The organism is Arenimonas sp., from assembly GCF_035721105.1.
Classification (GTDB): Bacteria; Pseudomonadota; Gammaproteobacteria; order Xanthomonadales; family Xanthomonadaceae; genus Arenimonas.
Map to the genome: position 1 here is coordinate 1 of NZ_DASTNG010000060.1, position 25,879 is coordinate 25,879.

22 protein-coding genes and 1 pseudogene are annotated in these 25,879 nt (G+C 71.2%); 18 read left to right on the forward strand and 5 right to left on the reverse strand.

The window, feature by feature from the left end; all coding sequences use genetic code 11:
* From VFQ84_RS09710 to VFQ84_RS09735, 6 genes and pseudogenes are all read left to right on the forward strand, one after another.
* Positions 1–780 (forward strand): annotated as a pseudogene (locus tag VFQ84_RS09710) (lipopolysaccharide assembly protein LapB); the annotation flags it as partial.
* The gene (locus VFQ84_RS09715) at positions 777–1,793 is read left to right on the forward strand and encodes a hypothetical protein (RefSeq protein ID WP_325131435.1); all 1,017 of its coding nucleotides are present in this window, start codon (positions 777–779) and stop codon (positions 1,791–1,793) included. The pseudogene VFQ84_RS09710 and the gene VFQ84_RS09715, both read left to right, overlap by 4 nt.
* Positions 1,790–3,682: a nucleoside-diphosphate sugar epimerase/dehydratase gene (locus VFQ84_RS09720; RefSeq protein WP_325131436.1), complete on the forward strand. Its 1,893-nt coding sequence runs from the start codon at positions 1,790–1,792 to the stop codon at positions 3,680–3,682. The genes VFQ84_RS09715 and VFQ84_RS09720 overlap by 4 nt, the downstream gene beginning before the upstream one ends.
* A complete protein-coding gene (gene galU / locus VFQ84_RS09725; RefSeq protein ID WP_325131437.1) occupies positions 3,679–4,557 on the forward strand; it encodes a UTP--glucose-1-phosphate uridylyltransferase GalU in 879 nt (292 codons plus the stop codon). Before VFQ84_RS09720 ends, galU begins: the two co-directional genes overlap by 4 nt.
* 17 nt (positions 4,558–4,574) lie before the next feature.
* Positions 4,575–5,867, forward strand: coding sequence for an FAD-binding oxidoreductase (locus tag VFQ84_RS09730; RefSeq protein ID WP_325131438.1), 1,293 nt, complete (start codon positions 4,575–4,577; stop codon positions 5,865–5,867).
* Positions 5,867–6,214: a tRNA-binding protein gene (locus tag VFQ84_RS09735; protein ID WP_325131439.1), complete on the forward strand. Its 348-nt coding sequence runs from the start codon at positions 5,867–5,869 to the stop codon at positions 6,212–6,214. The genes VFQ84_RS09730 and VFQ84_RS09735 overlap by 1 nt, the downstream gene beginning before the upstream one ends.
* Before the next feature lie 366 nt (positions 6,215–6,580).
* On the opposite strand, the gene VFQ84_RS09740 is transcribed toward VFQ84_RS09735, so the two are convergent.
* From VFQ84_RS09740 to VFQ84_RS09750, 3 genes are read right to left on the reverse strand one after another with little or no spacing between them, the layout of a single operon-like run.
* Positions 6,581–7,777 carry an acetyl-CoA C-acyltransferase gene (locus tag VFQ84_RS09740; RefSeq protein WP_325131440.1) on the reverse strand — a complete coding sequence of 399 codons (1,197 nt, stop codon included), beginning with the start codon at positions 7,775–7,777 and terminating at the stop codon, positions 6,581–6,583.
* Between the two features lie 4 nt (positions 7,778–7,781).
* On the reverse strand, positions 7,782–10,151 hold the full coding sequence (locus tag VFQ84_RS09745) for a 3-hydroxyacyl-CoA dehydrogenase/enoyl-CoA hydratase family protein (protein ID WP_325131441.1): 2,370 nt from the start codon (positions 10,149–10,151) through the stop codon (positions 7,782–7,784).
* Positions 10,152–10,195: 44 nt separating this feature from the next.
* A complete protein-coding gene (locus VFQ84_RS09750; protein WP_325131442.1) occupies positions 10,196–10,816 on the reverse strand; it encodes a TetR/AcrR family transcriptional regulator in 621 nt (206 codons plus the stop codon).
* Positions 10,817–11,048: 232 nt separating this feature from the next.
* On the opposite strand from VFQ84_RS09750, the gene ndk reads away from it, so the two are divergent.
* The 9 genes from ndk to glp all read left to right on the forward strand — a co-directional run bounded on the left by ndk (position 11,049) and on the right by glp (position 19,591).
* The gene (ndk, locus tag VFQ84_RS09755; protein WP_325131443.1) at positions 11,049–11,474 is read left to right on the forward strand and encodes a nucleoside-diphosphate kinase; all 426 of its coding nucleotides are present in this window, start codon (positions 11,049–11,051) and stop codon (positions 11,472–11,474) included.
* A gap of 23 nt (positions 11,475–11,497) precedes the next feature.
* Positions 11,498–12,679 carry a 23S rRNA (adenine(2503)-C(2))-methyltransferase RlmN gene (rlmN, locus tag VFQ84_RS09760; RefSeq protein WP_325131444.1) on the forward strand — a complete coding sequence of 394 codons (1,182 nt, stop codon included), beginning with the start codon at positions 11,498–11,500 and terminating at the stop codon, positions 12,677–12,679.
* Positions 12,669–13,454 (forward strand): type IV pilus biogenesis/stability protein PilW, encoded by a 786-nt coding sequence (gene pilW, locus VFQ84_RS09765; protein WP_325131445.1) that lies wholly within the window; start codon positions 12,669–12,671, stop codon positions 13,452–13,454. Before rlmN ends, pilW begins: the two co-directional genes overlap by 11 nt.
* On the forward strand, positions 13,451–14,368 hold the full coding sequence (locus VFQ84_RS09770) for a RodZ domain-containing protein (protein WP_325131446.1): 918 nt from the start codon (positions 13,451–13,453) through the stop codon (positions 14,366–14,368). The genes pilW and VFQ84_RS09770 overlap by 4 nt, the downstream gene beginning before the upstream one ends.
* Before the next feature lie 68 nt (positions 14,369–14,436).
* Positions 14,437–15,132, forward strand: coding sequence for a YfgM family protein (locus VFQ84_RS09775; protein WP_325131447.1), 696 nt, complete (start codon positions 14,437–14,439; stop codon positions 15,130–15,132).
* A 4-nt stretch (positions 15,133–15,136) separates the two neighbouring features.
* A complete protein-coding gene (bamB, locus tag VFQ84_RS09780; protein ID WP_325131448.1) occupies positions 15,137–16,357 on the forward strand; it encodes an outer membrane protein assembly factor BamB in 1,221 nt (406 codons plus the stop codon).
* Positions 16,358–16,386: 29 nt separating this feature from the next.
* Entirely contained in the window at positions 16,387–17,784 is a 1,398-nt protein-coding gene (der, locus tag VFQ84_RS09785; RefSeq protein WP_325131449.1) for a ribosome biogenesis GTPase Der, read from the forward strand.
* Positions 17,781–18,356 (forward strand): NTP transferase domain-containing protein, encoded by a 576-nt coding sequence (locus VFQ84_RS09790; protein WP_325131450.1) that lies wholly within the window; start codon positions 17,781–17,783, stop codon positions 18,354–18,356. The genes der and VFQ84_RS09790 overlap by 4 nt, the downstream gene beginning before the upstream one ends.
* Positions 18,356–19,591 carry a gephyrin-like molybdotransferase Glp gene (gene glp, locus VFQ84_RS09795; RefSeq protein ID WP_414637028.1) on the forward strand — a complete coding sequence of 412 codons (1,236 nt, stop codon included), beginning with the start codon at positions 18,356–18,358 and terminating at the stop codon, positions 19,589–19,591. The genes VFQ84_RS09790 and glp overlap by 1 nt, the downstream gene beginning before the upstream one ends.
* On the opposite strand, the gene VFQ84_RS09800 is transcribed toward glp, so the two are convergent.
* A complete protein-coding gene (locus VFQ84_RS09800) occupies positions 19,588–22,161 on the reverse strand; it encodes a cation-translocating P-type ATPase (RefSeq protein ID WP_325131452.1) in 2,574 nt (857 codons plus the stop codon). The genes glp and VFQ84_RS09800 overlap by 4 nt on opposite strands.
* Positions 22,162–22,270: 109 nt before the next feature.
* Between VFQ84_RS09800 and moeB the strand changes: the two genes are divergently transcribed.
* A complete protein-coding gene (gene moeB, locus VFQ84_RS09805) occupies positions 22,271–23,401 on the forward strand; it encodes a molybdopterin-synthase adenylyltransferase MoeB (protein WP_325131453.1) in 1,131 nt (376 codons plus the stop codon).
* Between the two features lie 12 nt (positions 23,402–23,413).
* Here the strand turns inward: moeB and VFQ84_RS09810 are convergent, their stop codons facing one another.
* Entirely contained in the window at positions 23,414–23,965 is a 552-nt protein-coding gene (locus tag VFQ84_RS09810; RefSeq protein WP_325131454.1) for a DUF2058 domain-containing protein, read from the reverse strand.
* A 140-nt stretch (positions 23,966–24,105) separates the two neighbouring features.
* Here VFQ84_RS09810 and VFQ84_RS09815 point away from each other — a divergent pair, with 140 nt between their 5' ends.
* Both VFQ84_RS09815 and VFQ84_RS09820 read left to right on the forward strand, forming a co-directional pair.
* Positions 24,106–24,603: a M48 family metallopeptidase gene (locus VFQ84_RS09815; protein ID WP_325131455.1), complete on the forward strand. Its 498-nt coding sequence runs from the start codon at positions 24,106–24,108 to the stop codon at positions 24,601–24,603.
* A 129-nt stretch (positions 24,604–24,732) separates the two neighbouring features.
* Positions 24,733–25,879 (forward strand): inorganic phosphate transporter (locus VFQ84_RS09820; protein ID WP_325131456.1); only part of this gene is annotated, 1,147 nt, incomplete at its 3' end.

Genomic DNA, 25,879 nt, shown 5'->3' on the forward strand with positions numbered 1-25,879 from the left:
TTCACCGACCTGGTGCACATGGGCGTGCTGGCCCCGCAGGCGCTCAAGCACCTGATCTCGATCTACCAGGCCGAACGCGACTGGGGCAAGGCGATCGAACATGCGCGCGAGTTCGAGGCGGCCAGCGGCGAGCCGATGGGCAAGCTGGTGGCGCAGTTCCACTGCGAGCTGGCCGAGAAGGCGCGACTGGCCGGCGACCTCGACCAGGCCCGCCGCCACATCGCGCAGGCCTACGAGGCCGACAGCCACTCGGTGCGGGCCGGCCTGGCCGAGGGCCAGCTGGAGCTGGCGGCCGGCAACGACGCGGCCGCCATCCGGGCCTTCGAACGGGTCGCCCGGCACGACATCGAATTCCTGCCCGACCTGCTCGAGCCGCTGCTGCGCTGCTACGAGCGCCGCGGCGACAGTGCCCGCGCCCGCGGCTTCCTGATGGAGACCATCGAGCACTACCCGGGCGTGTCGCCGGTGCTGGCGCTGACGCGCCTGATCGAGCGCGACGAAGGGCAGGCGGCGGCGCTGGAGTTCCTGTCGCGCCAGCTGCGGCTGCGGCCGTCGGTGCGCGGCGAGGCCGAATACATCGACCTGAGCCTGCGCGACGAAGGCGCCGATCCGGCCAGCACGCTGCGCGCGCTCAAGCAGATCACCGACCAGCTGGTCGTGCGCACGCCGGGCTATCGCTGCCAGCGCTGCGGCTTCAGCGCGCGCGCCCACCACTGGCAGTGCCCCGGCTGCAAGTCCTGGGGCAGCATCAAGCCGGTGCACGGCGCGGTGAGCGAGTGACGCCAGGCGCGCCGCTGGTCGCCAGCCTGGGTGGGGTGCTGGCCGCGGCGCTGCTGTCGTTCGCGCTGGCCGGCGCCTGGTGGCGCTTCGCCCGCCATCGCGTCCTCGACCTGCCCGACGAACGCCGGCTGCACCGCGTGCCGACCCCGCGCGGTGGCGGCATTGGCATCGCCGTGGCGCTGCTGGCCATGGCGCCCTGGCTGGGGCCGCCGGGCGGCGCCTTCGCCGTGGGCTTGGCGATCACCGCCGGCGCCGGACTGCTCGACGACCTGCGGCCGGTGCCGGCCCTGGCCAAACTCGCACTGCAGGGCCTGGGCGCGCTGCCGATCGCGGTGGCCTGGCCGCTGCTGCCGGCGCTGTGGGGCCCCGTGGCGGCCGTCGCCGCCGCCTGGCTGCTGGTCGTGGCGCTGGTGAACCTGTGGAACTTCATGGACGGCAGCAACGGGCTGGCCGCCAGCCAGGCGCTGCTGTTCGGCGCGGCGACCGCGCTGCTGGCCGGCCTCGGCACGCCCACGGCCTGGCTCGGCCTGGCCCTGGCCGGCGGCGCGCTGGGTTTCCTGCCCTGGAACCTGCCGCGGGCCCGCCTGTTCCTGGGCGACGTGGGCAGCCATGCGCTGGGCGTCGCGGTGGCCGCGCTGGTGCTTTCATCGCTGTCGGTCGACGGTGGCCAGGCCGCTTGGGCGCCGCTGCTGCTGGCCTCGGCCTTCCTGGTCGACGGCGGCCTGACCCTGCTCGGGCGCCTGGTCCGGGGCGAACGGGTCTGGCAGGCGCACCGCGCCCATCTTTACCAGCGCGCCATCAGCCACGGCGCCAGCCACGGCCGGGTCTGCCTGGCCTATGCCGCCTGGACCGGCGTCGCGATCGGACTGGCGGCGTGGCTGGCGGCCGCGCCGCTTGCCGTTGCATGGGGAGTCACCCTCGGATGGCTGATCTCTGGAATCATGGTCCATTCCCTGGGGGGCCGACGCTGGCCGCGCCCGGGAACCGACCCGGGAAAGGAAGCTAGGGAATGAAGTCTTACGCTGGCGCTTCGATGCTGCTGCCGCGCCTGCTGATCGTCGTGCACGACCTGGCGGCCGTGGCCTTCGTCTGGCTGGGCCTGCGCTGGCTGGCGGGGCTGGCCGGCGCGCCGCCGGCGACCGCGATCCAGCTCGAGCTGGTGATCGTGGTGCTGACCCAGGCGCTGGTGCTGCGCGCGGTGGGGCTGTACCAGGGGCTGTGGCGCTTCGCGAGCCTGCCCGACCTGGCCAACCTGGTGCGCGCGGCGCTGGTGGGCGTGCTGCTGATCGTGGCGCTGCTGTTCCTGGCCGGGCTGCTGCCGGACGTGCCGCGCCGCGTGCTGTTCCCTTACCCGATGGCGGTGGTCGTGGTGCTGGGCGTGCCGCGCGTGCTCTACCGCCTGTGGAAGGACCACCGCCATTCCGGCCACAACGCCGACGCCCAGCGCGTGCTGGTGCTGGGTGCCGGCCGCACCGCCGAAACCCTGCTGCGCGACCTGCGCAGCGACGGCCGCTACCAGCCGGTCGGTCTGCTCGACGACCAGCGCGCGCTCAAGGGCGCCAAGCTGCAGGGCGTGCCGGTGCTGGGCACGATCGACGAACTGCCCTACATCGCGCAGGAAACCGCGCCCAAGCTGATCGTCATCGCCATGCCCTCGGCCAGCGCCGCCGAGATGCAGCGGGTGGTGACGCTGTGCGACGAGACCGGCCTGCCGTTCCGCACGGTGCCGCGCCTGGGCGACATGCTCTCGGGCAAGTCCGGCGCGCGGCTGGAGCTGAGCGAGGTGCGGATCGAGGACCTGCTGGGCCGCAAGCCGGTCGAGTTCGGCGCCATGTATGAGGCGCTGGTGGGCAAGCGGGTGCTGGTCACCGGCGCCGGTGGCTCGATCGGTTCGGAGCTGGCACGCCAGTGCGTGGCCGCGGGCGCGAAGCGGGTGGTGCTGTTCGAACGGGCCGAACTGTCGCTGGTCGAGATCACCGAAGAGCTGACCCGGCGCTATCCCGACGCCGACATCGAACCGATGCTGGCCGACTGCGGCGACCCGACCGCCTGCAGCATCGCCTTCGGCGACGGCATCGACTACGTCCTGCACGCCGCCGCCTGCAAGCAGGTGCCGATGCTGGAAGGGCAGGTGCGCGAGGCGCTGCGCAACAACGTCACCGCCACCGCGACCCTGGCGCGCATGTGCCGGGAGCGCGGCGTCGGCCACTTCGTGCTGATCTCGACCGACAAGGCGATCGCGCCGATCAACGTGCTGGGCGCCAGCAAGCGCTTCGCCGAGCTGGCCTGCCAGGCCGAGCTGGCCGGCAGCGACGTGCACCTGTCGATCGTGCGCTTCGGCAACGTGCTCGATTCGGCCGGCAGCGTGGTGCCGCTGTTCCGGCGCCAGATCGCCGCCGGCGGGCCGGTCACCGTGACGCATCCGGAAGTGACGCGCTACTTCATGACCATCCCCGAGGCCTGCGCGCTGATCCTGCATTCGGTGGGACTGTGTGCCGGGAACTGCGCGGTGTTCGCGCTCGACATGGGCCGGCCGGTGGCCATCCGCGAACTGGCCGAGCAGATGATCCGGCTCAGCGGCAAGCGCCCGGGCATCGACATCGCCGTCAGCTACACCGGCCTGCGGCCGGGCGAGAAGCTGCACGAGATCCTGTTCCATCCCCAGGAGCGCTACCAGCGCACGCGCCATCCGCGCATCCTGCAGGCGCAGCCGCGCGAGGTCGACGTCGACGCGATGCGACGCGTGCTCGCGCGCCTGGACCACCTGCTGCGCCAGCCCGATGGTGGCCACGCGCTAGTCTCGCTGCTGCATGAAGCCGTGCCCGAGTACAATCCCCATCCCGACGCCACGGAGGCCTTCGAGGCCGCCGGGCAGCAACAAAGAGGTGGTTCGAACGCATGACTTTTCGCATCAAGAAGGCGGTATTCCCGGTCGCGGGCCTCGGCACGCGCTTCCTCCCGGCCACCAAGACGGTGCCCAAGGAAATGCTGCCGGTGGTCGACAAACCGCTGATCCAGTACGCCGTCGACGAGGCGATCGAGGCCGGCTGCGACACCCTGGTCTTCGTCACCAACCGCTACAAGCATTCGGTGGCCGATTACTTCGACAAGGCCTACGAGCTCGAACAGAAGCTCGAGAAGGCCGGCAAGTCCGAGCTGCTGGCCCTGATCCGCGACGTGCTGCCGCGCCACGTGCGCGCCGTCTTCGTCACCCAGGCCGAGGCCCTGGGCCTGGGCCATGCGGTGCTGTGCGCGCGCCCCGTGATCGGCGACGAGCCGTTCGCGGTGCTGCTGCCCGATGACCTGATCTGGAACACCGGCCACGGCGCGCTGCGCCAGATGGCCGACCTGGCCGAGCGTGAATCGGCCAGCGTCATCGCGGTGCAGGACGTGCCGCGCGAGCAGACCGGCAGCTACGGCATCGTCGCGACCCGCGACTTCGCCGGCCGCCACGGCGAGATCAGCGCCATCGTCGAGAAGCCCAAGCCCGAGGTCGCGCCCAGCAACCTCGCCGTGGTGGGCCGCTACGTGCTCAGCGGCAGCATCTTCGACCTGCTGGCCAAGACCAGGCCCGGTGCGGGCGGCGAAATCCAGCTCACCGACGGCATCGCGGCGCTGATGGAAAAGGAACGCGTGCTCGCCTATCGCTTCGAAGGTCGGCGCTTCGACTGCGGCAGCCGCATCGGCCTGGTGGAGGCGACCATGCAGTTCGCGCTCGACCACGAGGACCTGGCCGAGCCGACGCGCGAATTCATGCGGGCGGCGCTGGCGCGCTGAGCCCCGGGTCGCCGGCGATGGCCCCCCCGAGCTACTACCGTGCCACCGCCGCGGCCTCGCCCGCGCCCGCGCATCCGCCGCTGTCGGGCCTGCGCGAAGCAGAGGTTTGCATCGTCGGCGGCGGGTTCGCCGGCCTGAACACGGCGCTCGGCCTCGCCGAGCGCGGCCAGCGCGACGTGGTGCTGCTGGAGGCCGACACCGTCGGCCACGGCGCCTCCGGGCGCAACGGCGGCTTCGTTTTCGGCGGATTCTCGCGCGGCGAAGAGGCGCTGCTGGCCGAACTCGGCCCGGCCGCCGCACGCCGCCTGTACCAGGGCACGCAGGACGCGGTGGACCTGATCCGCACCCGCATCGCCCGCCACGCCATCGCCTGCCAGGCCACCGACGCCGGCGTGCTCTGGGCGAACTGGTTCCGCGACCCGGCGCCGCTGCGCGCGCGCCAGGCGCTGCTGGCCGATCACTTCGGCACGCAGTGGGACTGGGTGTCGCGCGAGCAGCTGGCGGCGCAGCTCAGCACCCGCCGCTACAGCGAGGCGCTGTTCGAGCGCAATGCGCTGCACTTCCATCCGCTCGACTACGCGCACGGCCTGGCCCGCGTCGCCGGCGGCCTGGGCGTGGCCCTGCACGAAGGCTCGCCGGCGATCTCGCTGGCTCGGGCAGGGCAGGGCTGGTCCGTACGCACCCCGGAGGGCGAGGTCCGGGCGCGGCACGTGGTGCTGTCCTGCGGCGGCTACCTGGCCGGGCTGCGCCGCGAAGTGGACGCGGGCGTGCTGCCGATCGCCACCTACGTCATGGTCACCGAGCCGCTGGGCCCGCGCCTGGACGAGGTCATCCGCACCCGCGCCGCGATCTACGACACCCGCTTCGCGTTCGACTATTACCGGCCGCTGCCCGACACCCGCATCCTCTGGGGCGGCCGCATCTCGGTGCGCGACCGTTCGCCGGAGGCGGTGAAGCGCCTGCTCAGGCGCGACCTGCTCAAGGTCTATCCGCAGCTCGGGGAGGTCGGCATCGACTACGCCTGGTCCGGCCTGATGAGCTACGCCCGGCACCAGATGCCGCAGATCGGCCGCGTGGACGAGGGCCTGTGGCTGGCCCAGGCCTTCGGCGGCCACGGCGTCGCGCCGACCACTTTCGCCGGCGAAGTGCTGGCGGCCGCGATCGCCGAAGACGACACGCGCTGGCGCGAGTTCAGCCGCTACGGGCTGGTCTCGGCGATGAAGCCGGCCGGCTTCCTGGGCGCCCAGCTCAGCTACTGGTGGTACCAGGCCCGCGACGCCTGGAAGGACCGCATGGAAGGACGACCCTGATGACTACCGAAGCGCCGCCGCCGATTTCCTGGGCCGATTTCGAAAAGGTGCAGCTCTGCGCCGGCACCGTGCTGCGGGTGGAGGATTTCCCCGAGGCGCGCAAGCCGGCCTGGAAACTCTGGGTCGACTTCGGTCCCCACGGCGTGCGCAAGACCAGCGCGCAGGTCAAGGCGCTCTACGCGGCCGAGGACCTGGTGGGTCGCCAGATCGTCGGCGTCATCAACTTCCCGCCCAAACAGGTCGGGCCGTTCATCTCCGAATTCCTCCTAACTGGCTTTCCTACCGACGACGGGGTGGTCATCACTACCCTCGAGCGGGAGGTTCCGAACGGGACGCGCCTTGCCTGACGCTTGGGCTTCGGGGGGGGAGGGCGTGTTTTAACGCGGATCAAAGCGGAAACGTCGGATAAGAGCGGATTTTCGAGATGGTTTTGGCGCGCGGCTGCGCTGCGCGCGTGGGGCGCTTCGTGCTTTTGCCGCTTTTAAAGCAGTTTTTTGCCACGGATGAACACGGATAAACACGGATAAAAAGGCTTGGATCAATTGCCTGACGGCCCATCCTGGCCTCAAGCCCCTCCCAACGCTTTTGCCTTATCCGTGTTCATCCGTGTTCATCCGTGGCAAAAAATCCGCTCTTATCCGACGTTTCCGCTTTGATCCGCGTTAAAAGAAAAGGCGGCCCCCACGGAGCCGCCTTCCACAACCACGCGAAGATCAGAGGGCTTCGAAGATGCCAGCGGCGCCCATGCCGGTGCCGATGCACATGGTCACCATGCCGTACTTGAGCTTGCGCCGGCGCAGGCCGTGGACGATGGTCGCGGCGCGGATCGCACCGGTGGCGCCCAGCGGGTGGCCCAGGGCGATGGCGCCGCCCAGCGGGTTGACCTTGTCCGGATCCAGGCCGCAGGTGCGGATCACCGCCAGGGCCTGGGCCGCGAAGGCCTCGTTGAGCTCGATCCAGTCCAGCTGGTCCTGGGTGATGCCGGCCTGGGCCAGCACCTTCGGGATCGCCGCGATCGGGCCGATGCCCATCACTTCCGGGCGCACGCCGGCGACCGAGAAGCCGACGAAGCGCGCCAGCGGGGTCAGGCCGTAGTCCTTGATCGCCTTTTCCGAGGCCAGCATCACCGCGCCGGCGCCGTCGGACATCTGCGACGAGTTGCCGGCGGTGACGCTGCCGCCGGCGCGGAACACCGCCCGCAGCTTGGCCAGGCCTTCGGCGCTGGTGTCGGCGCGCGGGCCCTCGTCGGTGTCGACCATGAATTCGCGCAGCTTGATGGCGTTGCCGCCGGCCGGCTGGCGCGAGACCACCTGGTAGGGCGTGATCTCCTGCTTGAACTCACCGGCCGCGATCGCCGCCAGCGCCTTGCGGTGCGAGGCATAGGCGAAGGCGTCCTGGTCCTCGCGGCTGACCTTCCACTCCTCGGCCACCTTTTCGGCGGTGATGCCCATGCCGTAGGCGATCGCCACGTTCTCGTCCTTGGCGAACACCTGCGGGCTCATCGCCACCTTGTTGCCCATCATCGGCACCATGGACATCGACTCGGTGCCGCCGGCGATCATCAGGTCGGCCTCGCCCAGGCGGATGCGGTCGGCGGCCAGGGCCACGGCCTGCAGGCCCGAGGAGCAGAAGCGGTTGATGGTCTGGGCCGCGATCACGTTCGGCAGGCCGGCCAGCAGCAGGCCGATGCGCGCCACGTTCATGCCCTGCTCGCCCTCGGGCATGGCGCAGCCGATGATGGCGTCGTCGATGCGGGTCGGGTCGATGCCGGGCGACTGGGCCACGACCTCGCGCAGCACGTGCGCGAGCATCTCGTCGGGGCGGGTGTTGCGGAAGACGCCGCGCGGGGCCTTGCCGACCGCGGTGCGGGTGGCGGCGACGATGTAGGCGTCCTGGATTTGCTTGGTCATGGGGTCAGTTCCTCAGCGGCTTGCCGGTCTTGAGCGTGTGCAGGATGCGTTCCTGCGTCTTGGGCATCTGGGCCAGCGCGACGAAATGCTCGCGCTCGAGCGTCAGCAGCCACTCCTCGTCCACCACGGAACCGCGGTCGACCTCGCCACCGCACAGCACGGTGGCGATGCGCGAGGACACCTCGTAGTCATGCGGCGAGATGAAGCGTCCCTCGAGCATGTTCACCAGCATCATCTTGAAGGTGGCGATGCCGACGTCGCCGGCCACCTGGACCTGGCGGGCGGGCAGGGGCGGGCGGTAGCCCGACTCGGCCAGCGCCAGGGCCTGGGCCTTGGCCACGTGCAGCAGCTCGTACTGGTTGAACACCACCACGTCGTTTTCGCGTGCCAGCTTGAGCTCCTTGGCCTCCAGCGCCGAGGCGGACACCTTGCCCATCGCCACGGTCTCGAAGTAGGGCTTGAGCGCCGCGAACACGTCGCCGCCCGGACCCGCGGCCGCCGACGCGCGCACCGCGATCTCCTTCAGGCCGCCGCCGGCCGGCAGCAGGCCCACGCCCGCCTCGACCAGGCCGACGTAGCTCTCGAGCGAGAACACGCTGCGGGCCGAATGCATCTGGAACTCGCAGCCGCCGCCCAGGGCCAGGCCGCGGACCGCGGCGATGACCGGCACCAGCGAATACTTGATGCGCTGGCTGGTGGCCTGGAAGGTCTTCACCATCGCCTCGAACTCGTCCACGCGCCCGGCCTGAAGCGAGGCCATGGCCCCGGACAGGTCGGCGCCGGCCGAGAACGGCTCCTTGGTCTGCCACAGCACCAGGCCGCGGAAGTCCTTCTCGGCGCGGTCGATGGCCTCGCCGATGCCGGCCAGGACGCCGTCGCCGACGGTGTTCATCTTGGTCTTGAAGCTCAGCACCGCGATGCCGTCGCCGTCGTGCCACATGCGCACGCTGTCGGTCTCGAACACCGTGGTGCCCGGGGCCGCGCGCTCGCCCAGCATCGGGTCGGGGAAGCGCTGGCGGTTGTAGACGGCCAGGTTCGAACGCGGCTGCATTTCGCCGCGGGCCGGGCTGTAGCTGCCCTCGGCGGCATGCACGCCGTCACGGCCGTCGAACACCCAGTTCGGCAGCGGCGCGTCGGACATCGACTTGCCGGCCACGATGTCCTCGGCGATCCACTCGGCCACCTGCTTCCAGCCCGCGGACTGCCAGGACTCGAACGGGCCCAGCGCCCAGCCGTAGCCCCAGCGGATGGCCAGGTCGACGTCGCGGGCGGTCTCGGCGATCGAGGCCAGGTGGAAGGCGCTGTAGTGGAACAGGTCGCGGAACATCGCCCACAGGAACTGCGCCTGCGGGTGCTGGCTGGCGCGCAGCTGGGCGAACTTGGCGGCCGGGTCCTTGTTCTTGAGGATGGCGACGACCTCGGGGTCCGCGGCGCCGGTGGCCGGGCGGTAGTCCTGGGCCTTGAGGTCCAGCACCACGATGTCCTTGCCCTTCTTCATGAAGATGCCGGCGCCGGTCTTCTGGCCCAGCGCGCCCTTGGCGATCAGGGCCTGCAGCCACTCCGGCGCCTTGAAGTACTTGTGCCACGGGTCGTCGGGCAGGGTGTCGGCCATGGTCTTGATGACGTGGGCCATGGTGTCGAGGCCGACCACGTCCGAGGTGCGGTAGGTGGCCGACTTGGGGCGGCCGAGCAGGGGGCCGGTGAGGGCGTCGACCTCGTCGAAGCCCAGGCCGAACTGCGCGGTGTGGTGCAGGGTGGAGAGGATCGAGAACACGCCGATGCGGTTGCCGATGAAGTTCGGGGTGTCCTTGGCGTAGACGACGCCCTTGCCCAGGGTGGTGACCAGGAAAGTTTCAAGCCCTTCAAGGACTTGCTTGTCAGTCTTCGCGCAGGGGATCAACTCGGCCAGGTGCATGTAGCGCGGCGGGTTGAAGAAGTGCACGCCGCAGAACCGATGGTGAAGTGATTCCGGAAGAACTTCGGCCAAGCCATTGATTGACAAGCCGGAAGTGTTGGTCGCGAGGATCGCATGCGGGGCCACGTAGCCCTCGATGCGGTCGTACAGCGCCTTCTTCCAGTCGGTGCGCTCGGCGATGGCCTCGATGATGAGGTCGCAGTCGCGCAGCAGCTCCAGGTGCTGGTCGTAGTTGGCCGGGGTGAGGGCCGCGGCCTTGGCCTTGCTGGCGAAGGGCGCCGGCGAGAGCTTGCCGAGGTTGGCGATGGCCTTGTCGACGATGCCGTTGGGCGGGCCTTCCTTGGCGGGGAGGTCGAACAGGATCGTGTCGACGTCGGCGTTGACGAGGTGGGCGGCGATCTGCGCGCCCATCACGCCGGCGCCGAGGACGGCCACCTTTCGGATGCGAAGTTGGGACATGGTTGGAACTCCGTGGGAGGAGGAAGGAGGAGGAAGGAGGAGGGTCAGCCGGCGCGCAGGCCGGCGGCGGCGAAGCGGATCAGGGCCTGGGCGGCCTTTTCGCAGTGGGCCTTCTCGGACACGCCGGTCGGCCGCTTGATCAGGCCGAAGTCGGCCATGGCGTAGGTGAGCGCGCCGGCGGTGAAGTCCAGGCGCCAGTACAGGTCTTCCTTGGCCAGGGCCGGCACGGCGTGGCCGATGGCCTTGGCGAACTCGCGCAGGACGTGGCCGTAGTTGTCGGACAGGAACTTGCGAAGGCGGTCGTTCTTCTCGGCGAAGGCCCGGGCCAGGACCCGGACGAAGGCCGAGCCGCCGTGGCGGTCGATGGTCAGGGCCAGGGGCGGCTCGATGAAGGCGGCCAGGATGGCCTCGAGGTCGCCGGGCTTCTCCTCCTGGGCCTTGCGCAGCTGGGCCAGGCGGCGCTCGCTCATCTCGTCCATGCGGCGCCGGAAGACCTCGTTGACCAGGTTTTCCTTGCTGCCGAAGTGGTAGTTGACCGCCGCGATGTTGACGTCGGCCCGGCTGGTGACCTGGCGCAGCGACGTGCCGGCGAAGCCGTGCTGGGCGAACAGTTCCTCGGCGGCGCCGAGGATGCGTTCCTTGGTATTGAAGTGGGTCGTGGTCATGGCCTGCCAGCGTTCGATTCAAACGGTTGTTGGCGAGTGTACGCCGGTCGCGGCCGCCGTCAAATGGGTGATTCAATCAAGCGGCTGGACGACATCGGGCGCCCGGGGCCGGCAAGGCGGGGTGACCGAGCCTGCGGAAGTTTTCAGGGATTGGCGCTAAACCCTCGCCGGGACGGGGAATTGTGCTAAATTTACGGGCCCAACAACCCCCTAGAACCCACGGAGTTCCACCATGGCGCTGGAGCGCACCATTTCCATCATCAAGCCCGACGCGGTCGCCAAGAACGTCATCGGCGAAATCTACTCCCGCTTCGAGAAGGCCGGCCTGAAGGTCGTCGCCGCCAAGATGAAGCACCTGTCCCGCAAGGAAGCCGAGGGCTTCTACGCCGTGCACCGCGAGCGTCCGTTCTTCAACGCGCTGGTCGAATTCATGATCTCCGGCCCGGTGATGATCCAGGTGCTGGAAGGCGACAACGCCGTGCAGAAGAACCGCGACCTGATGGGCGCCACCAACCCGAAGGAAGCCGCGGCCGGCACCATCCGCGCCGACTTCGCGCAGTCGATCGACGCCAACGCCGTGCACGGTTCGGACAGCCTGGAGAACGCCGCGATCGAAACCGCGTACTTCTTCGCCGCCACCGAGCTCTGCCCGCGCTGAGCGGCGACCCCGTGACCGAGGCCATGGACAAGCTCATCCCCTCGCTGACCAACCCGGAAGGGACGGGCGGTGCGCGCGTGAACCTGTTCGACCTCGATCGCGAGGGCCTGGAGCGCTTCTTCGCCGAGACCCTCGGCGAGAAGCGCTTCCGCGCCCACCAGATCATGAAGTGGATGTACCACCAGCACGTCACCGACTTCGGCCAGATGACCGACGTCGGCAAGGCGCTGCGGGCGCGGCTCGAGCAGCACTGCGAGATCCGCCCGCCGAACGTGGTGCTCGACCAGGGCTCCACCGACGGCACCCACAAGTGGCTGCTGGGCATGGACACCTCGAATTCGATCGAGACCGTGTTCATCCCCGACAAGGGCCGCGGCACGCTGTGCGTGTCCAGCCAGGTCGGCTGCGGCCTGAACTGCCAGTTCTGCTCCACCGCCACCCAGGGCTTCAATCGCAACCTGTCCACCGCCGAGATCATCGGCCAGGTCTGGACGGCCTCGAAGCACCTCGGCAACAAGACCCACCACCAGCGCAAGCTCACCAACGTCGTGATGATGGGGATGGGCGAGCCGCTGCTGAACTTCGACAACGTCGTGCGCGCCATGAGCCTGATGCGCGACGATTACGGCTTCGGCCTGGCCAACAAGCGCGTCACCCTGTCCACCGCCGGCCTGGTGCCGATGATCGACAAGCTTTCCGAGGTCAGCGACGTTTCGCTGGCGGTGTCGCTGCACGCCCCGGACGATGACCTGCGCACCCAGCTGGTGCCGCTGAACAAGAAGTACCCGATCGCCGAGCTGCTCGACGCCTGCGTGCGCTACGCCCAGCGCAAGCCGCGTACCTCGATCACCTTCGAATACACCATGATGAAGGGCGTCAACGACCAGCCCGCGCACGCCCGGGCCCTGGCCCAGCTGATGCGCAAGTTCGACGCGCGCGTGCAGCGCGAGGACGCGGCCAAGGTCAACCTGATCCCCTTCAATCCCTTCACCGGCACCCGCTTCGAGCGCTCCGAGGAGGCCGACATCCGCGCCTTCCAGAAGATCCTGCTCGACCAGAAGGTGCTGACCATGGTCCGCCGTACGCGCGGCGACGACATCGACGCCGCCTGCGGCCAGCTCAAGGGCCAGGTGATGGACAAGACCCGTCGCCAGTCCGAATTCAAGCGCAAGCTCGAACAACAGGGAGTGTCCGATGCCGCGTAACGTCCTGCGTCATTGCCTCGTCGCCGGCGTCCTGGCGATCACCGTCGGCTGCGCCGGCACCCCGGCGAGCAACAACGCCAGCACCGGCTCGCCCGGCAGCCAGGCCGCCATGACCAGCAAGGGCGTCGCCAACCTCAACCTGGCGCAGAACTACCTGGCCGCGAACAAGCTCGAGTACGCGCTCGACCGCGCCAACCGCGCCCTGCGCAGCGATCCCAATTCCGCCGACGTGCAGGTGGTGCTGGGCCTGATCCGCGAACGCCTGGGCGACAGCGCCCGCGCCGGCGAGCACTTCGAGCGCGCCGGCAAGCTCGACCCCGAGTCCGGTCACGTGCTCAACGTCTACGGCGTGTGGCTGTGCGAGAAGGGGCAGGCCGCCGAAGCCGACGCCGTGTTCGCCCGGGCCGTGAAGGACCCGTTCTACAAGGCGCGCGACCAGGCTTTCTTCAACGCCGGCAAGTGCGCCATGGACGCCGGGCGGCTCGAGGCCGCCGAGGCGCACCTACGCCAGGGCATCGAGGTCGCGCCCGATGATCCGCGCCTGCTGGCGCTGATGGCCGAGCTGCAGTTCCGCGCCGGCAACTACATGAGTGCCCGCGCCTTCTACCAGCGCCGCGAATCGCAGGGCGCGCTCACCGCCGACCTGCTTTACCTGGCCGCCCGCATCGAGCAGGGCGCCGGTGACACCGTCGCCGCCCGCCGCTACCGCCAGCGGCTGCAGGACCAGTTCCCCGACTTCACGCCGTCCGACAACCAAGGTTCGCTCCAGCCATGACCCAAGACGTCACGCAGGAAGCTTTGTTCCAGGATCCGATCGGCCTTCGCCTGAAGCAGGCGCGGGAAACCCAGTCGCTCTCGGTCGCCCAGGTCGCCCAGCAGCTCAAGCTGCCGGTCGCGATCGTCGAGGCCATGGAGCGCGACGACTGGCCGCGGCTCGGCGCGCCGGTCTACGTGCGCAGCTACCTGGGCAGCTACCTGCGCCTGGTGGGCCTGCCCGAGGCGCTGGCCGAACAGGCCGCCCAGACCAAGCCCACCCCGCAGCTGGTGCCGATGGGCAGCCGCTCGCGCATGCGCCGCGTGCTGGACCGCTCGCTCCGCAACGGCGTCTACCTGCTGATGACCGCGGTGCTGGTGGTCCCGGTCGTGCTGGTGGCGCGTCACTACCAGTCCGGCCAGGCGCCTCGCCAGCTGGCGCTGGACACGCCGTCGACCTTCACCCCGGCGCCGCCGGTGGCTACCCCAGCGGCCCCGCCGCCGGCCCCGCTGGCCGACGCGGGTCCGGCCGCGACCCCGGGCGACCTGGCGGCGGTGACGCCCGCCGGCCCGGCCGAGGCCGCGCCCACCGCGCCCCCGGCCGCCGACGCGGGCAACGGTCCCGATCCGGTGATGGCTTCGCTGGCGCCTTCCTTCCGGCGCGATGCGCAGGACGGCCTGCTGCTGTCGTTCCGCGAGGAAAGCTGGATCGAGGTGCTCGATGCCCAGGGTCGCCGGGTCGAACGCGGCCTGGTTGCCGGCGGCGACGTGCGCCGTTACGCCGCCGGACAGGTCGCGCGCATTACCCTCGGCAAGGCCGATGCGGTCGAGGTCAGTTTCGCCGGCAAGCCGGTCGACCTGGCGCCTTATCGCGCGGCGGACGTCGCCCGCTTTACGGTATCCTCTACCGGCCAACCCGCTCCCCCGGGGAACTGACCGCGGCCCCGCCGCCGGTTCCCTGATCACCCCGCCGGCGCCGCTGCGCCGGCCTGAAGAAGCCTTCCATGGACCAGATCGACGAATACGAACAGGGCGAACGCGTTCGCGCCTGGCTGCGAAACAACGGCTCATCCCTGATCGGCGGCGTCGCCCTCGGCCTGGCCTGCCTCGCCGGCTGGCAGTGGTGGCAGGGCCAGCAGGCCAACGAGAAGGTGCAGGCCGCGATCGAGTTCCGCGCCTTCAACAAGGCGCTCGATGCCGATGAAGTGGCCAAGGCCGAGGCCCACGCGACCGCGCTGGCCCAGGATCATCCCGACACCGTTTACCCGGCGCTGGCCGCGCTGCGCCGGGCCGAGGCGCTGCACGCCGAAGGCAAGGACGACGAGGCCGTGGCGGTCCTGGATACCGTCGCCCGCGACGGCCTGGACCCGATGCTGTTCGAGCTGGCCCAGCTGCGCGCCGCCCGCCTGCAGCTCATCGCCGGCAAGCCGGCCGAGGCGCTCGAGCGCCTGGCGGCCATGACGCCCGCCGCGCCGGCCGCCGAGGCCGACGCCGACGCCGACGTGCCGGTCGTCGCCTTCCCCTCGGTCGCCGCCGAGATCCGCGGTGACGCCGAGATGGCCCTGGGCCGTCGCGACGCCGCCCGCACCGCCTACGAGCAGGCCCTGGCCACCCTGGACCTTGCCGCCCCGACGCGCTCGATCGTCGAAATGAAACTCACTGATGCCGGCGGTTCGCCGGCGGCCCAGCCGGAGATCTGACCGCATGCTGCTTCGCACCCTGCTCATCGCCCTGATGCTGACGCTGGCCACCGGCTGCGCCACGGTCAAGGACTGGTTCTCCTCCGACAAGAACAAGGCCAGCGAGCCGGCCGAACTGGTCGAGATCGCCAGCCCCATCGCGGTCGACGCGGCCTGGTCGCGCAACCTCGGCGACGGCCAGGAAAAGCTGGGCCTGCGCCAGCGTCCCGCCATCGAGGGCGAGCGCCTGTTCGTCTCCAACGACGACGGCCGCGTGCTGGCCCTGGACATCAACACCGGCGACACCGTCTGGGACTCCGAGGCGGTCAAGACCGGCAAGGAAGGCAGCCGCGTGTTCTTCTGGCGTCGCGAGAAGATCGACGCCGGCCTGTCCGGCAGCCCCGGCGTGGCCGACGGCCTGGTCGTGATCGGCGGCCGCAACGGCGAGGTCATCGCCTTCGACGCCGACACCGGCACCGAGCGCTGGCGCACCGCGGTCACTTCGGAAGTCATCACCACGCCGCTGGTCACCGGCGGCCTGGTCGTGGTCCGCAGCAACGACGGCCGCACCTTCGGCCTCGATGCCGCCGACGGCAGTCGCAAGTGGGTCTTCGACCGCGGCCTGCCGGGCCTGGGCGTGCGCGGCAACGGCTCGCCGGTGGCGGGCAGCGGCTTCATCTACCTCGGTTACGACGACGGCAGCGTCATCGCCCTGCGCATGGCCGACGGCCAGCGCGCCTGGGAGCAGCTGATCGCCCAGCCCGAGGGCCGCAACGACCTCGAGCGCATGGCCGACGTCGACGGCGAGATCCAGGTCGGCATCGACGCGATCTATGCCAGCAGCTACAAGGGCCAGACCATGGCCATCGACACCAGCACCGGCCGTCCGCTGTGGAACCGCGACGCCGGCGGCTACGGCGGCCTGGCCCTGCTGGGCGACCGCGTGATCCTGGCCGATTCGGCCGGCACCGTCTGGGCGCTGGACCGCTACAACGGCACCGCGCTGTGGAAGCAGGACGTGCTGGCGCGCCGCCAGCTGACCACGCCGGCCATCCAGGGCGAGTTCGTGGTGTTCGGTGACCTCGAGGGCTACCTGCACTGGATCCGCATCGCCGACGGCACCGTCGCCGGCCGCGCCCGCGTCGAGCGCGCCCCGATCCTGGGCACGCCCCAGGTCGCCGCGAACGGCATGCTGTTCGCCCTGACCAACGAAGGCAAGCTGTCCGCCTTCCCGCAACCGAACTGATCGGCCGAGTCCACCGGGAGAGATCCATCGTGTTGCCATTGGTCGCGCTCGTCGGCCGGCCGAATGTCGGCAAGTCCACCCTGTTCAATGCGCTCACGCGCAGCCGCGATGCGCTCGTCCACGACGAGCCGGGCGTCACGCGTGACCGCCACTACGGCATCTGCCGCCGCGACGAAGACCATCCGTTCGCCCTGTGCGACACCGGCGGCCTGTCCGGCGACGAAGAAGGCCTGGCCGGCGCCACCGCGCGCCAGGCGCGTTCGGCGGTAGACGAGGCCGACCTGGTGCTGTTCGTCGTGGACGGCCGCGAAGGGCCCTCGGCGCTGGACGAGAACATCCTGCACTGGCTGCGCAAGAGCGGCCGGCGCTTCTTCCTGGTGGTCAACAAGACCGACGGGCTCGACGAGCAGGCCGTGCTGGCCGAATTCGCGCGCTTCGGCGTCGAGCGGGTCATCCCGCTGGCGGCCGCGCACCAGCGCGGCATCCCCGAACTGCTCGAGGAAGTGATCCCGGAGCTGCCGGCCGAGCGCGACGTCGAGATCGTCGAAGACGAGCCGGGCCGCATCCGCATCGCCTTCCTGGGCCGCCCGAACGTGGGCAAGTCGACCCTGGTCAACCGCCTGCTGGGCGAGGAGCGCATGATCGCCTCCGACGTGCCCGGCACCACCCGCGATTCGATCGCGGTGGACATGGAGCGCGACGGCCGCCCCTACAAGCTGATCGACACCGCCGGCCTGCGCCGCCGCGCCAAGGTCGAGGAGGCGGTGGAGAAGTTCAGCGTCTTCAAGACCCTGCAGGCGATCGAGAACTGCCAGGTCGCGGTGGTCATGCTCGACGCCGGCGAAGGCGTCACCGAGCAGGACGCGACCGTGCTGGGCCATGTGCTCGATTCCGGCCGCGCCCTGGTGATCGCCGTCAACAAGTGGGATGGCCAGGACAAGTACACCCGCGAGCAGGCGATCTCGATGCTCGAGCGCAAGCTTTCGTTCTGCGAGTGGGCCGAGCGCGTCACCATCTCGGCCAGGAACGGCACCGGCCTGAAGGACCTGTTCAAGGCCATCCACCGCGCCCACGCGTCGGCCACGCACGTCTTCAGCACCGCCGAGACCACCAAGGCCCTGCAGGTCGCGGTGGAAAGCTTCCCGCCGCCGGTGGTGCGCGGGCACGTGGCCAAGCTCAAGTTCGCGCATCCGGGTGGCGCCAATCCGCCCACCTTCATCGTCCACGGCAATCGCCTGACCTCGCTGACGGAAAGCTACCGCCGCTACCTCGAGAACTTCTTCCGCAAGCGCTTCAAGCTGGTCGGCACGCCGGTGAAGTTCGTCTTCAAGGAAGGCGAGAACCCGTACGAGGGCAAGAAGAACGTCCTCACCGAGCGCCAGGTCAAGGCCAAGCGCCGCCTGATGAAGCACGTCAAGCGGAAGTGACCGGCCGCGACGCGATCACGCTCGGCATCCTGGCCGGCGGACGCGGGCAGCGACTGGGCGGACGCGACAAGGCCTGGGTGCGGCATCGCGGCGCCCCGCTGGTCGAGAACATCCTGATGGCCTTCCCGGGCGCTTTCGCCGAGCGCCTGGTCAGCGCGCGCGCCGATGACCCGCGCTTCGGCCGGCTGGGCCTGCGGGTGGTGCTGGACCGGCGCGAGGATTTCGCCGGCCCGCTGGCGGCCATCGAAGCCCTGGCCGCGGCCTGCACCACGCCCTGGCTGCTGACCGTCCCGGTCGACCTGGATCGGCTGCCCGAGGGACTGACCGAGACGCTGGCGGCCGCCGTCGAGGACGACGGCGTGGTGGTCACCGACGCCGAGGGCCTGCAGCCGCTGCTGGGCCTGTGGCGCTGCGCGGCCCTGCGCGAACACGCCGGCCACATGCTCGATGCCGGAGAATCCGCCGCCCGCCGCCTGGTGGCCCGCCTGCGCGTTGCGCGGCTGGACCTGTCGCCACGGCGGCTGCAGAACCTGAACTCACCCCACGATTTCCCCGAAGGCTACGACCCGTGATCGACTCGTTCCCGACCCGCATCGCCTTTGCCGAAGCCCAGGCCATTCTCGCGCGCGTCGCCGCCGAGCGCCGGCTCGAGGTCGAACGCCAGCCGCTGTCCCGCGCCCGCGGCGCGGTGCTGGCCGAGGACCTGGTGGCCGCGATCCCGCTGCCCGGTTTCGACAACTCGGCCATGGACGGTTTCGCCCTGCGCGCCGCCGAGGCCAACGCCGCCGGCGACGCCGGCCTGCGCCTGGCCGGTGAACAGTTCGCCGGCGCCAGCCGCGGGCTGGTGCTGGGGGCAGGGGAGTGCACCCGCATCACCACGGGCGCGCCGATGCCGGCGGGCGCCGACGCGGTGCTGGCCAAGGAGGACGCGCGCGAGGTCGACGGTCGCGTGGTCGCCGCCATTCCGGTGACGCCGGGTGCGCACCTGCGCCGCGCCGGCGAGGACGTGGCGGTGGGCGATCGCGTGCTGCGCGCCGGCGACGTGCTCGGCCCGGCGCGCCTGAGCCTGGCGGCGGCGCTGGGCCAGGACGGCCTGGCCATCCACCGGCGGCCGACCGTGGCCGTATTCACCACCGGCGACGAGCTGCGCCCGCCGGGCCAGCCGCTGGCGCCGGGCGAAATCCACGACAGCAACCGCGTGCTGCTGCAGACCCTGCTGATGGCCGAAGGCCTGGAGCCGGTGGCCTGGCCGGTGCTGCCCGACGACCCCGAGCGCATGCGCATCGCGCTGCGCGACGCGGCGTTCTCGTTCGACCTGGTGATCACCTGCGGCGGCGTGTCGGCCGGCGAGAAGGATCATCTGCCGGCGCTGCTGCGCGAGCAGGGCGAGGTGTACTTCTGGAAGGTGCGCATGAAGCCCGGCATGCCGGTGCTGTTCGGGCGCCTGGGCGAGGCGCTGGTGCTGGGGTTGCCCGGCAACCCGGTGTCGGTGCTGGCGACCTTCCTGACGCTCGGGCGTGGCCTGATCGATGGCCTGCAGGGGCGGGTGGAGCCGCGGCTGCCGCTGCGCGCCGAGCTGCTGACGCCGATCGTGAAGCCGCATGCGCGGCTGGAGTTCATGCGCGGCAACCTGTCCTGCAGCGAGGCCGGCCAGCTGCAGGTGCGGCCCAATCCCGCCGTCGCCTCGCACCGCCTGCGCGGCGCCGCCGATGCCAACGTGCTGATCCAGCTGCCGGAAGGCGCGGCCGACTATGCCGCCGGTGATCGCGTCGACGTGCTGGCGTTCGGCGGTCTCGCCGGCCTCTAGTCCGCGCGCGCCGCCGGCGCGTGGCCGATGGCCGCGCGCACCCAGGGCAGGGTCTTGCCCAGCTCCAGTAGTGAGCCGCCGAGCAGACCGGCGCCGATCGCCAGCAGCGCCTGCGACGCCGACGGCAGTCCGAAGCCGAACAGCGCGCGCATCCCGGGAATCGCGACGCAGGCCAGCACTACCGCCGACGCCACGCCGGTGATCGCCCAGAACGCCATGCGTCGCTGCGGGGCGGGCCGGAACGCGCTGCGCCGGCTGGCGTTGCTGCGCACCAGCATCAGGTTGCCGGCGGTCAGGGCCAGGAAGGCCAGGGTCCTGGCCACGTCGGCGCCGCGCCCGTCGCCCAGCGCCCCGACGTACACGACCAGGCAAGCAGCCAGCAGCGCCAGGCCCTGGGCCAGCCCGACCCAGAGCTGGCGCGCGCCGACCAGCGGTTCCGCCAGCGGCCGCGGCGCCTGCCGCATGGCATCGGGCTCGGCGGGCTCGTTCTCGAAGGCCACCGAGCACATCGGGTCGATGATCATTTCCACCAGCACCACGTGCGGCGGCAGCAGCAGCGGCGGCAGGCCCAGCAGCAGCGGCAGCATGGCCAGGCCGGCGATCGGGATGTGGATGGCGACGATGTAGAGCATCACCTTGCGCAGGTTGTCGAAGATGCGCCGGCCCACGGCGACCGCCGCGACGATGCCGCCGAAGTCCTCGTCCAGCAGCACCATCGCCGATGCCTCGCGGGCGACGTCGCTGCCGCGCTGGCCCATGGCGATGCCGATGTGCGCGGCCTTGAGCGCCGGCGCGTCGTTGACGCCGTCGCCGGTCATCGCCACCACGTCGCCGCGGGCCTTGAAGGCCTCGACCAGGCGCAGCTTCTGCTCGGGCCGGATGCGCGCGAACACGTGCGTGCGGTCGAGCGCCGCGCGCAGCGCGGCGTCGTCGAGGGCGTCGAGCGCGGCGCCGGCCAGCGCGCCGGCGCGCGTGTCGATGCCGGCCTGGCGGGCGATGGCGAGGGCGGTGGCCGGGAAGTCGCCGGTGATCATGTTCACCGCCAGCCCGGCGCGGCGCGCTTCTTCGATCGCGCCCGGCACCGACGGCCGCAGCGGATCCTCGAAGCCGACCAGGCCCAGCCAGCGGAAGCGGACGTCGTGCGGATCCTCGGGCAGCGCCGGCCCGCGGTGGTCGCCGGCGGCGACCGCCAGCACGCGCAGGCCGTCGGCGGCGAGCGTGGCGACCCGCGCCATCCAGTGCGCCTTTTCCGCCGTGGAAAGGTGGCACAGGTCCGCCACCGCCTCGGGGGCGCCCTTGCTGGCGAAGGCGTGGTGGCCCGGGGCGGTCCGCCAGGCCTGGGACATCGCCAGCAGGTCGGGCGTCAGGCCGTAGTGGCGGCCCAGCGACCAGTCGCCGTTGAGCGGGTCGCGGCCGTCCCGGGCGGCCAGCGCCAGCTCGCCGACCGCGCGGTCCATCGGATCGAAACTTTGCGGCCGGGTCGCCAGGAAGGCGTGGTCGAGCAGTTCGCGCTGGGCGGCATCGAGCGCGACCGCCTCGTCGCCGAGCGTCGACACCGGCCCGCCGGCGTCGAGGCGGCGGATCCGCATGCGGTTCTCGGTGAGCGTGCCGGTCTTGTCGACGCACAGCACCGTCGCCGCACCCAGCGTCTCGATGACCGCCGAACGCCGCGCCAGCACCTTCACCTTGGTCAGCCGCCAGGCGCCGATGGCGAAGAACACCGTCAGCACCAGCGGGAACTCCTCGGGCAGCAGGCCCATCGCCAGCGCGATCGAGCCCAGCAGGCCGTCGACCCATTCGCCGCGCACCAGGCCATGGAAGAGCAGCATCGCCAGGCTCACCACGCCGGCGAACCCGCCGAACAGCCGCACCAGGCGCCGGGTGTCGCGCTGCAGCCGGGTGGCTTCGGTCTCGATCACCGCCAGCGAGCGACCGATGCGGCCGGCCTGGGACGCCAGTCCGGTGGCGGTGACGCGCAGCCGACCCTCGCCGGCCGCGACCAGCGTGCCGGCGTACAGGAAAGGAAGGTCGTCGCCGCCGGGATCGGCGCCGTCGGGGTCGCCGGCGCGCGCGGGACGCTTGCTGACCGGCACGCTTTCGCCGGTGAGCAGGGACTCGTCCACGCTCAGGCCCCGGCAGGCCTGCAGCACGCCGTCGGCGGCGACGCGTTCGCCCTCTTCGACCAGCAGCAGGTCGCCGGGCACGACCTCCGGGCTGGCGATGCGACGCGCCGCGCCCTCGCGCAGCACCGTCGCCACCGGCGTGCCCAGCGCCTGCAGGGCCTGCAGCGCACGTTCGCCGCGACGCTCCTGCATCACCACCAGGCCGATCGTCAGCACTGCGAAGGCGCCCAGCAGCAGGCCTTCGCCCAGGTCGCCCAGCAGCAGGTAACTGGCGGCGGCCAGCACCAGCAGCAGGAACATCGGCTCGGTCAGCACCTCGCGCACGATCCGCAGCAGCCCGCGCGGCGCCGGCGCGGGCAGGGCGTTGCGGCCGAACTGCGCCAGGCGGCGCGCGGCTTCCTCGTTCGTCAGGCCGGTGGCCGGCGTGGCGGCAAGCGGGTCGGTCATCGCGACGGGGTCCCGGGAAGGACGGCCATTGCAGCATGTCCGCCGGCGACCGGCGTTGACAGCGGTCAAGCGCCTGCCTGCGGGCGGGGCAGGGCGCTAGACTGCGCGCATGGACGAGATCGAGGAAATCAGCCCGGCCGAAGCGCTTCGCCGCCAGCAGGCCGGTGCGCGACTGGTGGACGTGCGTGAGCCCGGCGAGCACGCGCTGGGCCTGCCCCGGGATGCGCTGGCGGTGCCGCGCGCGGCGCTGGAATCGGCGCCTTCGCAATGGCTGCCGGACCCGGCCGCGGACGTCCTGCTGATCTGCGCGGCGGGCATGCGCTCGCTGGCGGCCGCGCGCGCGCTGCGTGCGCGCGGCTACACGCGCCTGGCCTCGGTGGCGGGCGGCTTCGACCAGTGGCGCCACGACGGCCTGCCGGAAATGGCCGGCGCCGACGAGGACGCCGATTTCCTGGCGCGCTATTCGCGCCACCTGCGGCTGCCGCAGGTCGGGCTGGAAGGCCAGCGCAAGCTGGCGGCGGCGCGGGTGCTGCTGGTGGGGGCGGGCGGCCTCGGCTCACCGGCGGCCTTCTATCTCGCCGCCGCGGGCGTGGGCCGGCTGGTGCTGGCCGACGACGACGTGGTCGACCGCAGCAACCTGCAGCGCCAGATCCTGCACACCGAGGCGCGCATCGGCATGCCGAAAGTCGATTCGGCGCGCGAGGCGCTGGGTGCGCTGAACCCGCGCGTGGACCTGGCGGCCCATCGGGTGCGGGTCACCGCGGAAAACGTCGAATCGCTGGTGCGCGACGTCGACGTCGTGGTGGACGGCGCCGATAATTTCGCCGCGCGCTACCTGCTTTCCGATGCCTGCGTGCAGCTCGGCAAGCCGCTGGTGTACGGCGCCGTGCATCGCTTCGAAGGCCAGGCCAGCGTGTTCGACGCTGGCCGGCAGCGGGGCAGGGCCCCCTGCTACCGCTGCCTGTTCCCCGAACCGCCCGCGCCCGAGGACGCCCCCAACTGCGCCGAGGCCGGCGTGCTGGGCGTGCTGCCCGGCGTCATCGGCCTGCTGCAGGCCACCGAAGCGCTGAAGCTGCTGCTGGGGCTGGGCGAGCCGCTGAGCGGTCGGCTGCTGCACTTCGACGCGCTGCGGATGCGCTTCCGCGAAACCCGGCTGGCGCCGGACCCGGCCTGCCCGGTCTGCGCGCCCGGCCGCGTGTTCCCCGGCTACCGCGAACTGCAGGCGATGTGCGCGACCTGAGGCCGCGCGCGGTCACCAGACCAGGTCGTCGGGCACCTTGAACTGCGCGTAGTAGGCATCGTCCTCGGCACTGTCCGTCGCCGGCGCGTCGCCGGGCTGGCCGTGGTCGAGCACCACCAGGGCCGGATCGCGTTCGCGCACCTGGTCGCCGGCGCGGCGCGGCAGCAGTTCGTAGCGATCGCCCAGCCGCGCGACCACCAGCGCACCCGAGGCCAGCTGCTTGCGCTGGTCGTCGTCGATCAGCACGGTGCGGATGGCGCCATCGGCGCTGAAGCGGTACTCGCTCTCGCCCGTACGCGGCACCTTCTTGTCCTGGATGATCTGCCGCGCCTGCGCGCGCAGCTCGGCTTCCCGGGCCTTCGCCTTCTGCCCGGCGGCCAGCGCGCGATCGCGCTCGATCTTCTCGAGCCGGGCCCGCTCGGCCTCGCGCTGGATTTCGGCCTGGTCCGAGGGGCCTTTGCCGAGCCGGGCCTTGTCCTGGGCGCGGGCGGCCTCGGCCGCCTTGGACTTCTTGGCCAGGCCCGCCTTGAGCAGTTGTTCCTGGAGCGGGTTGAGCTTGGCCATGGGTCGGGGTCTGGCGGAGGAGTCAGCGGCCATGATACCCGCGGCCCGTCGGCCGGGCCGCGCCCTGCGTCCGGCCCGGGCGGTCTCGGCGCGGCGCATCGCCCCGTATAGTGGCGCGGTCCTTGCCCCGGGTCCCGCCGATGAGCGACCTGAAATACCTCGCCGGCTACCCCGAACCGCTGCTGGCCCAGGTCCGCGCGCTGATCGGGCAGGGCCGGCTGGGCCCCTTCCTGGCCGGCAAGTACCCGCGGCCGCACGCCGTGCGCAGCGACGGCCAGCTCTACGCCTACGTGCAGGCGCTCAAGGACCGGCACCTTCGCCAGTCGGTGCCGCTGGCCAAGGTGGCCTACGACGGCAAGCTGCAGGTGATGAAGCATGCCCTCGGGACCCATACCGCCGTTTCGCGGGTGCAGGGCAGCCGCCTCAAGGCCAGCCGGGAGATCCGGATCGCGACGGTGTTCCGCGACGCGCCCGCCGAATTCCTGGAGATGATCGTGGTGCACGAACTGGCGCACCTGCGCGAGTCGGACCACAACAAGGCCTTCTACCAGCTGTGCACGCACATGCTGCCCGACTACCACCAGCGCGAATTCGACCTGCGGCTGTACCTGACCAGCCTCGAGCCCGGGCCGCGCTGACCGGGACGGGGCACCGCCACGTCATGGCGCAAAACCGTCACAAACCCGTAAAATGCCGCCCCACAGGCCCTCCCGCCGGCGCATCGCGCGCCCGGCTTGCCCAGAGGACCTGCCCCGGAGCCTCCCGCCATGCCCCATGACAGTGCCGTGACAACCGCCAAGCCCAAGGCCGAGCCGACCGGAAGCTGGCTCGGTTCGCTGGTGCGCCTGGGGCTCGGCCTGCTGTTCGTGCTGGCGACCCTGGTCTACGTGGCCTGGATCCGCGACGGACAGCCCAGCCTGGTGCTGGTGCTGGCGGCCGTCTTCGGCGCCTACATGGCGATGAACATCGGCGCCAACGACGTGGCCAACAACGTCGGCCCGGCCGTGGGCTCGAAGGTGCTGACCCTGGGCGGGGCCCTGATGATCGCCGCCGTGTTCGAGGCGGCCGGCGCCCTGATCGCCGGCGGCGAGGTGGTGGGCACCATCCGCAGCGGCATCATCAACCCGGCCCTGATCCCGACCAGCGAGGCCTTCATCTGGGCCATGATGGCGGCCCTGCTGGCCGCGGCGGTGTGGCTCAACATCGCCAGCGCCGTGGGCGCCCCGATTTCCACCACCCATTCGATCGTCGGCGGCGTGCTCGGCGGCGGCATCGCCGCCAGCGGCCTGGCGGTGGTGAACTGGCCGGTGATGGGCAACATCGCCATGAGCTGGGTGGTGTCGCCGCTGATGGGCGCGACCATCGCCGCCGGCTTCCTGTACCTGATCAAGCGCACCATCACCTACCGCCAGGACATGGTGGGCGCGGCCCGCAACCGGGTGCCGATGCTGGTGGCGGTGATGGCCTGGGCGTTCTCGACCTACCTGCTGCTCAAGGGCGTGAACAAGCTGATCCCGGTGAGCTTCCTGGCCGCGGTGGTGCTGGGCCTCGGGGTCGCGGCGGCGGTGTACTTCATCGCCCGCGGCGCGGTGCTGCGGCGCGCGGGCGAGCTCGAGAACAGCAAGGCCGGCATCAACCGCCTGTTCGGCGTGCCGCTGGTGTTCGCGGCGGCGCTGCTCAGCTTCGCGCACGGCTCCAACGACGTCGCCAACGCGATCGGGCCGCTGGCCGCGATCGTCGACGTGGTGTCCAGCGCCGGTGCCATCCACGGCAACGCGCCGATTCCGTTCTGGGTAATGGCGATCGGTGCGCTCGGCATCGCGGTGGGCCTGGCGCTCTATGGCCCGCGGGTGATCCGCACGGTCGGCACCGAGATCACCGAACTCGACCCGATGCGCGCCTACTGCATCGCGA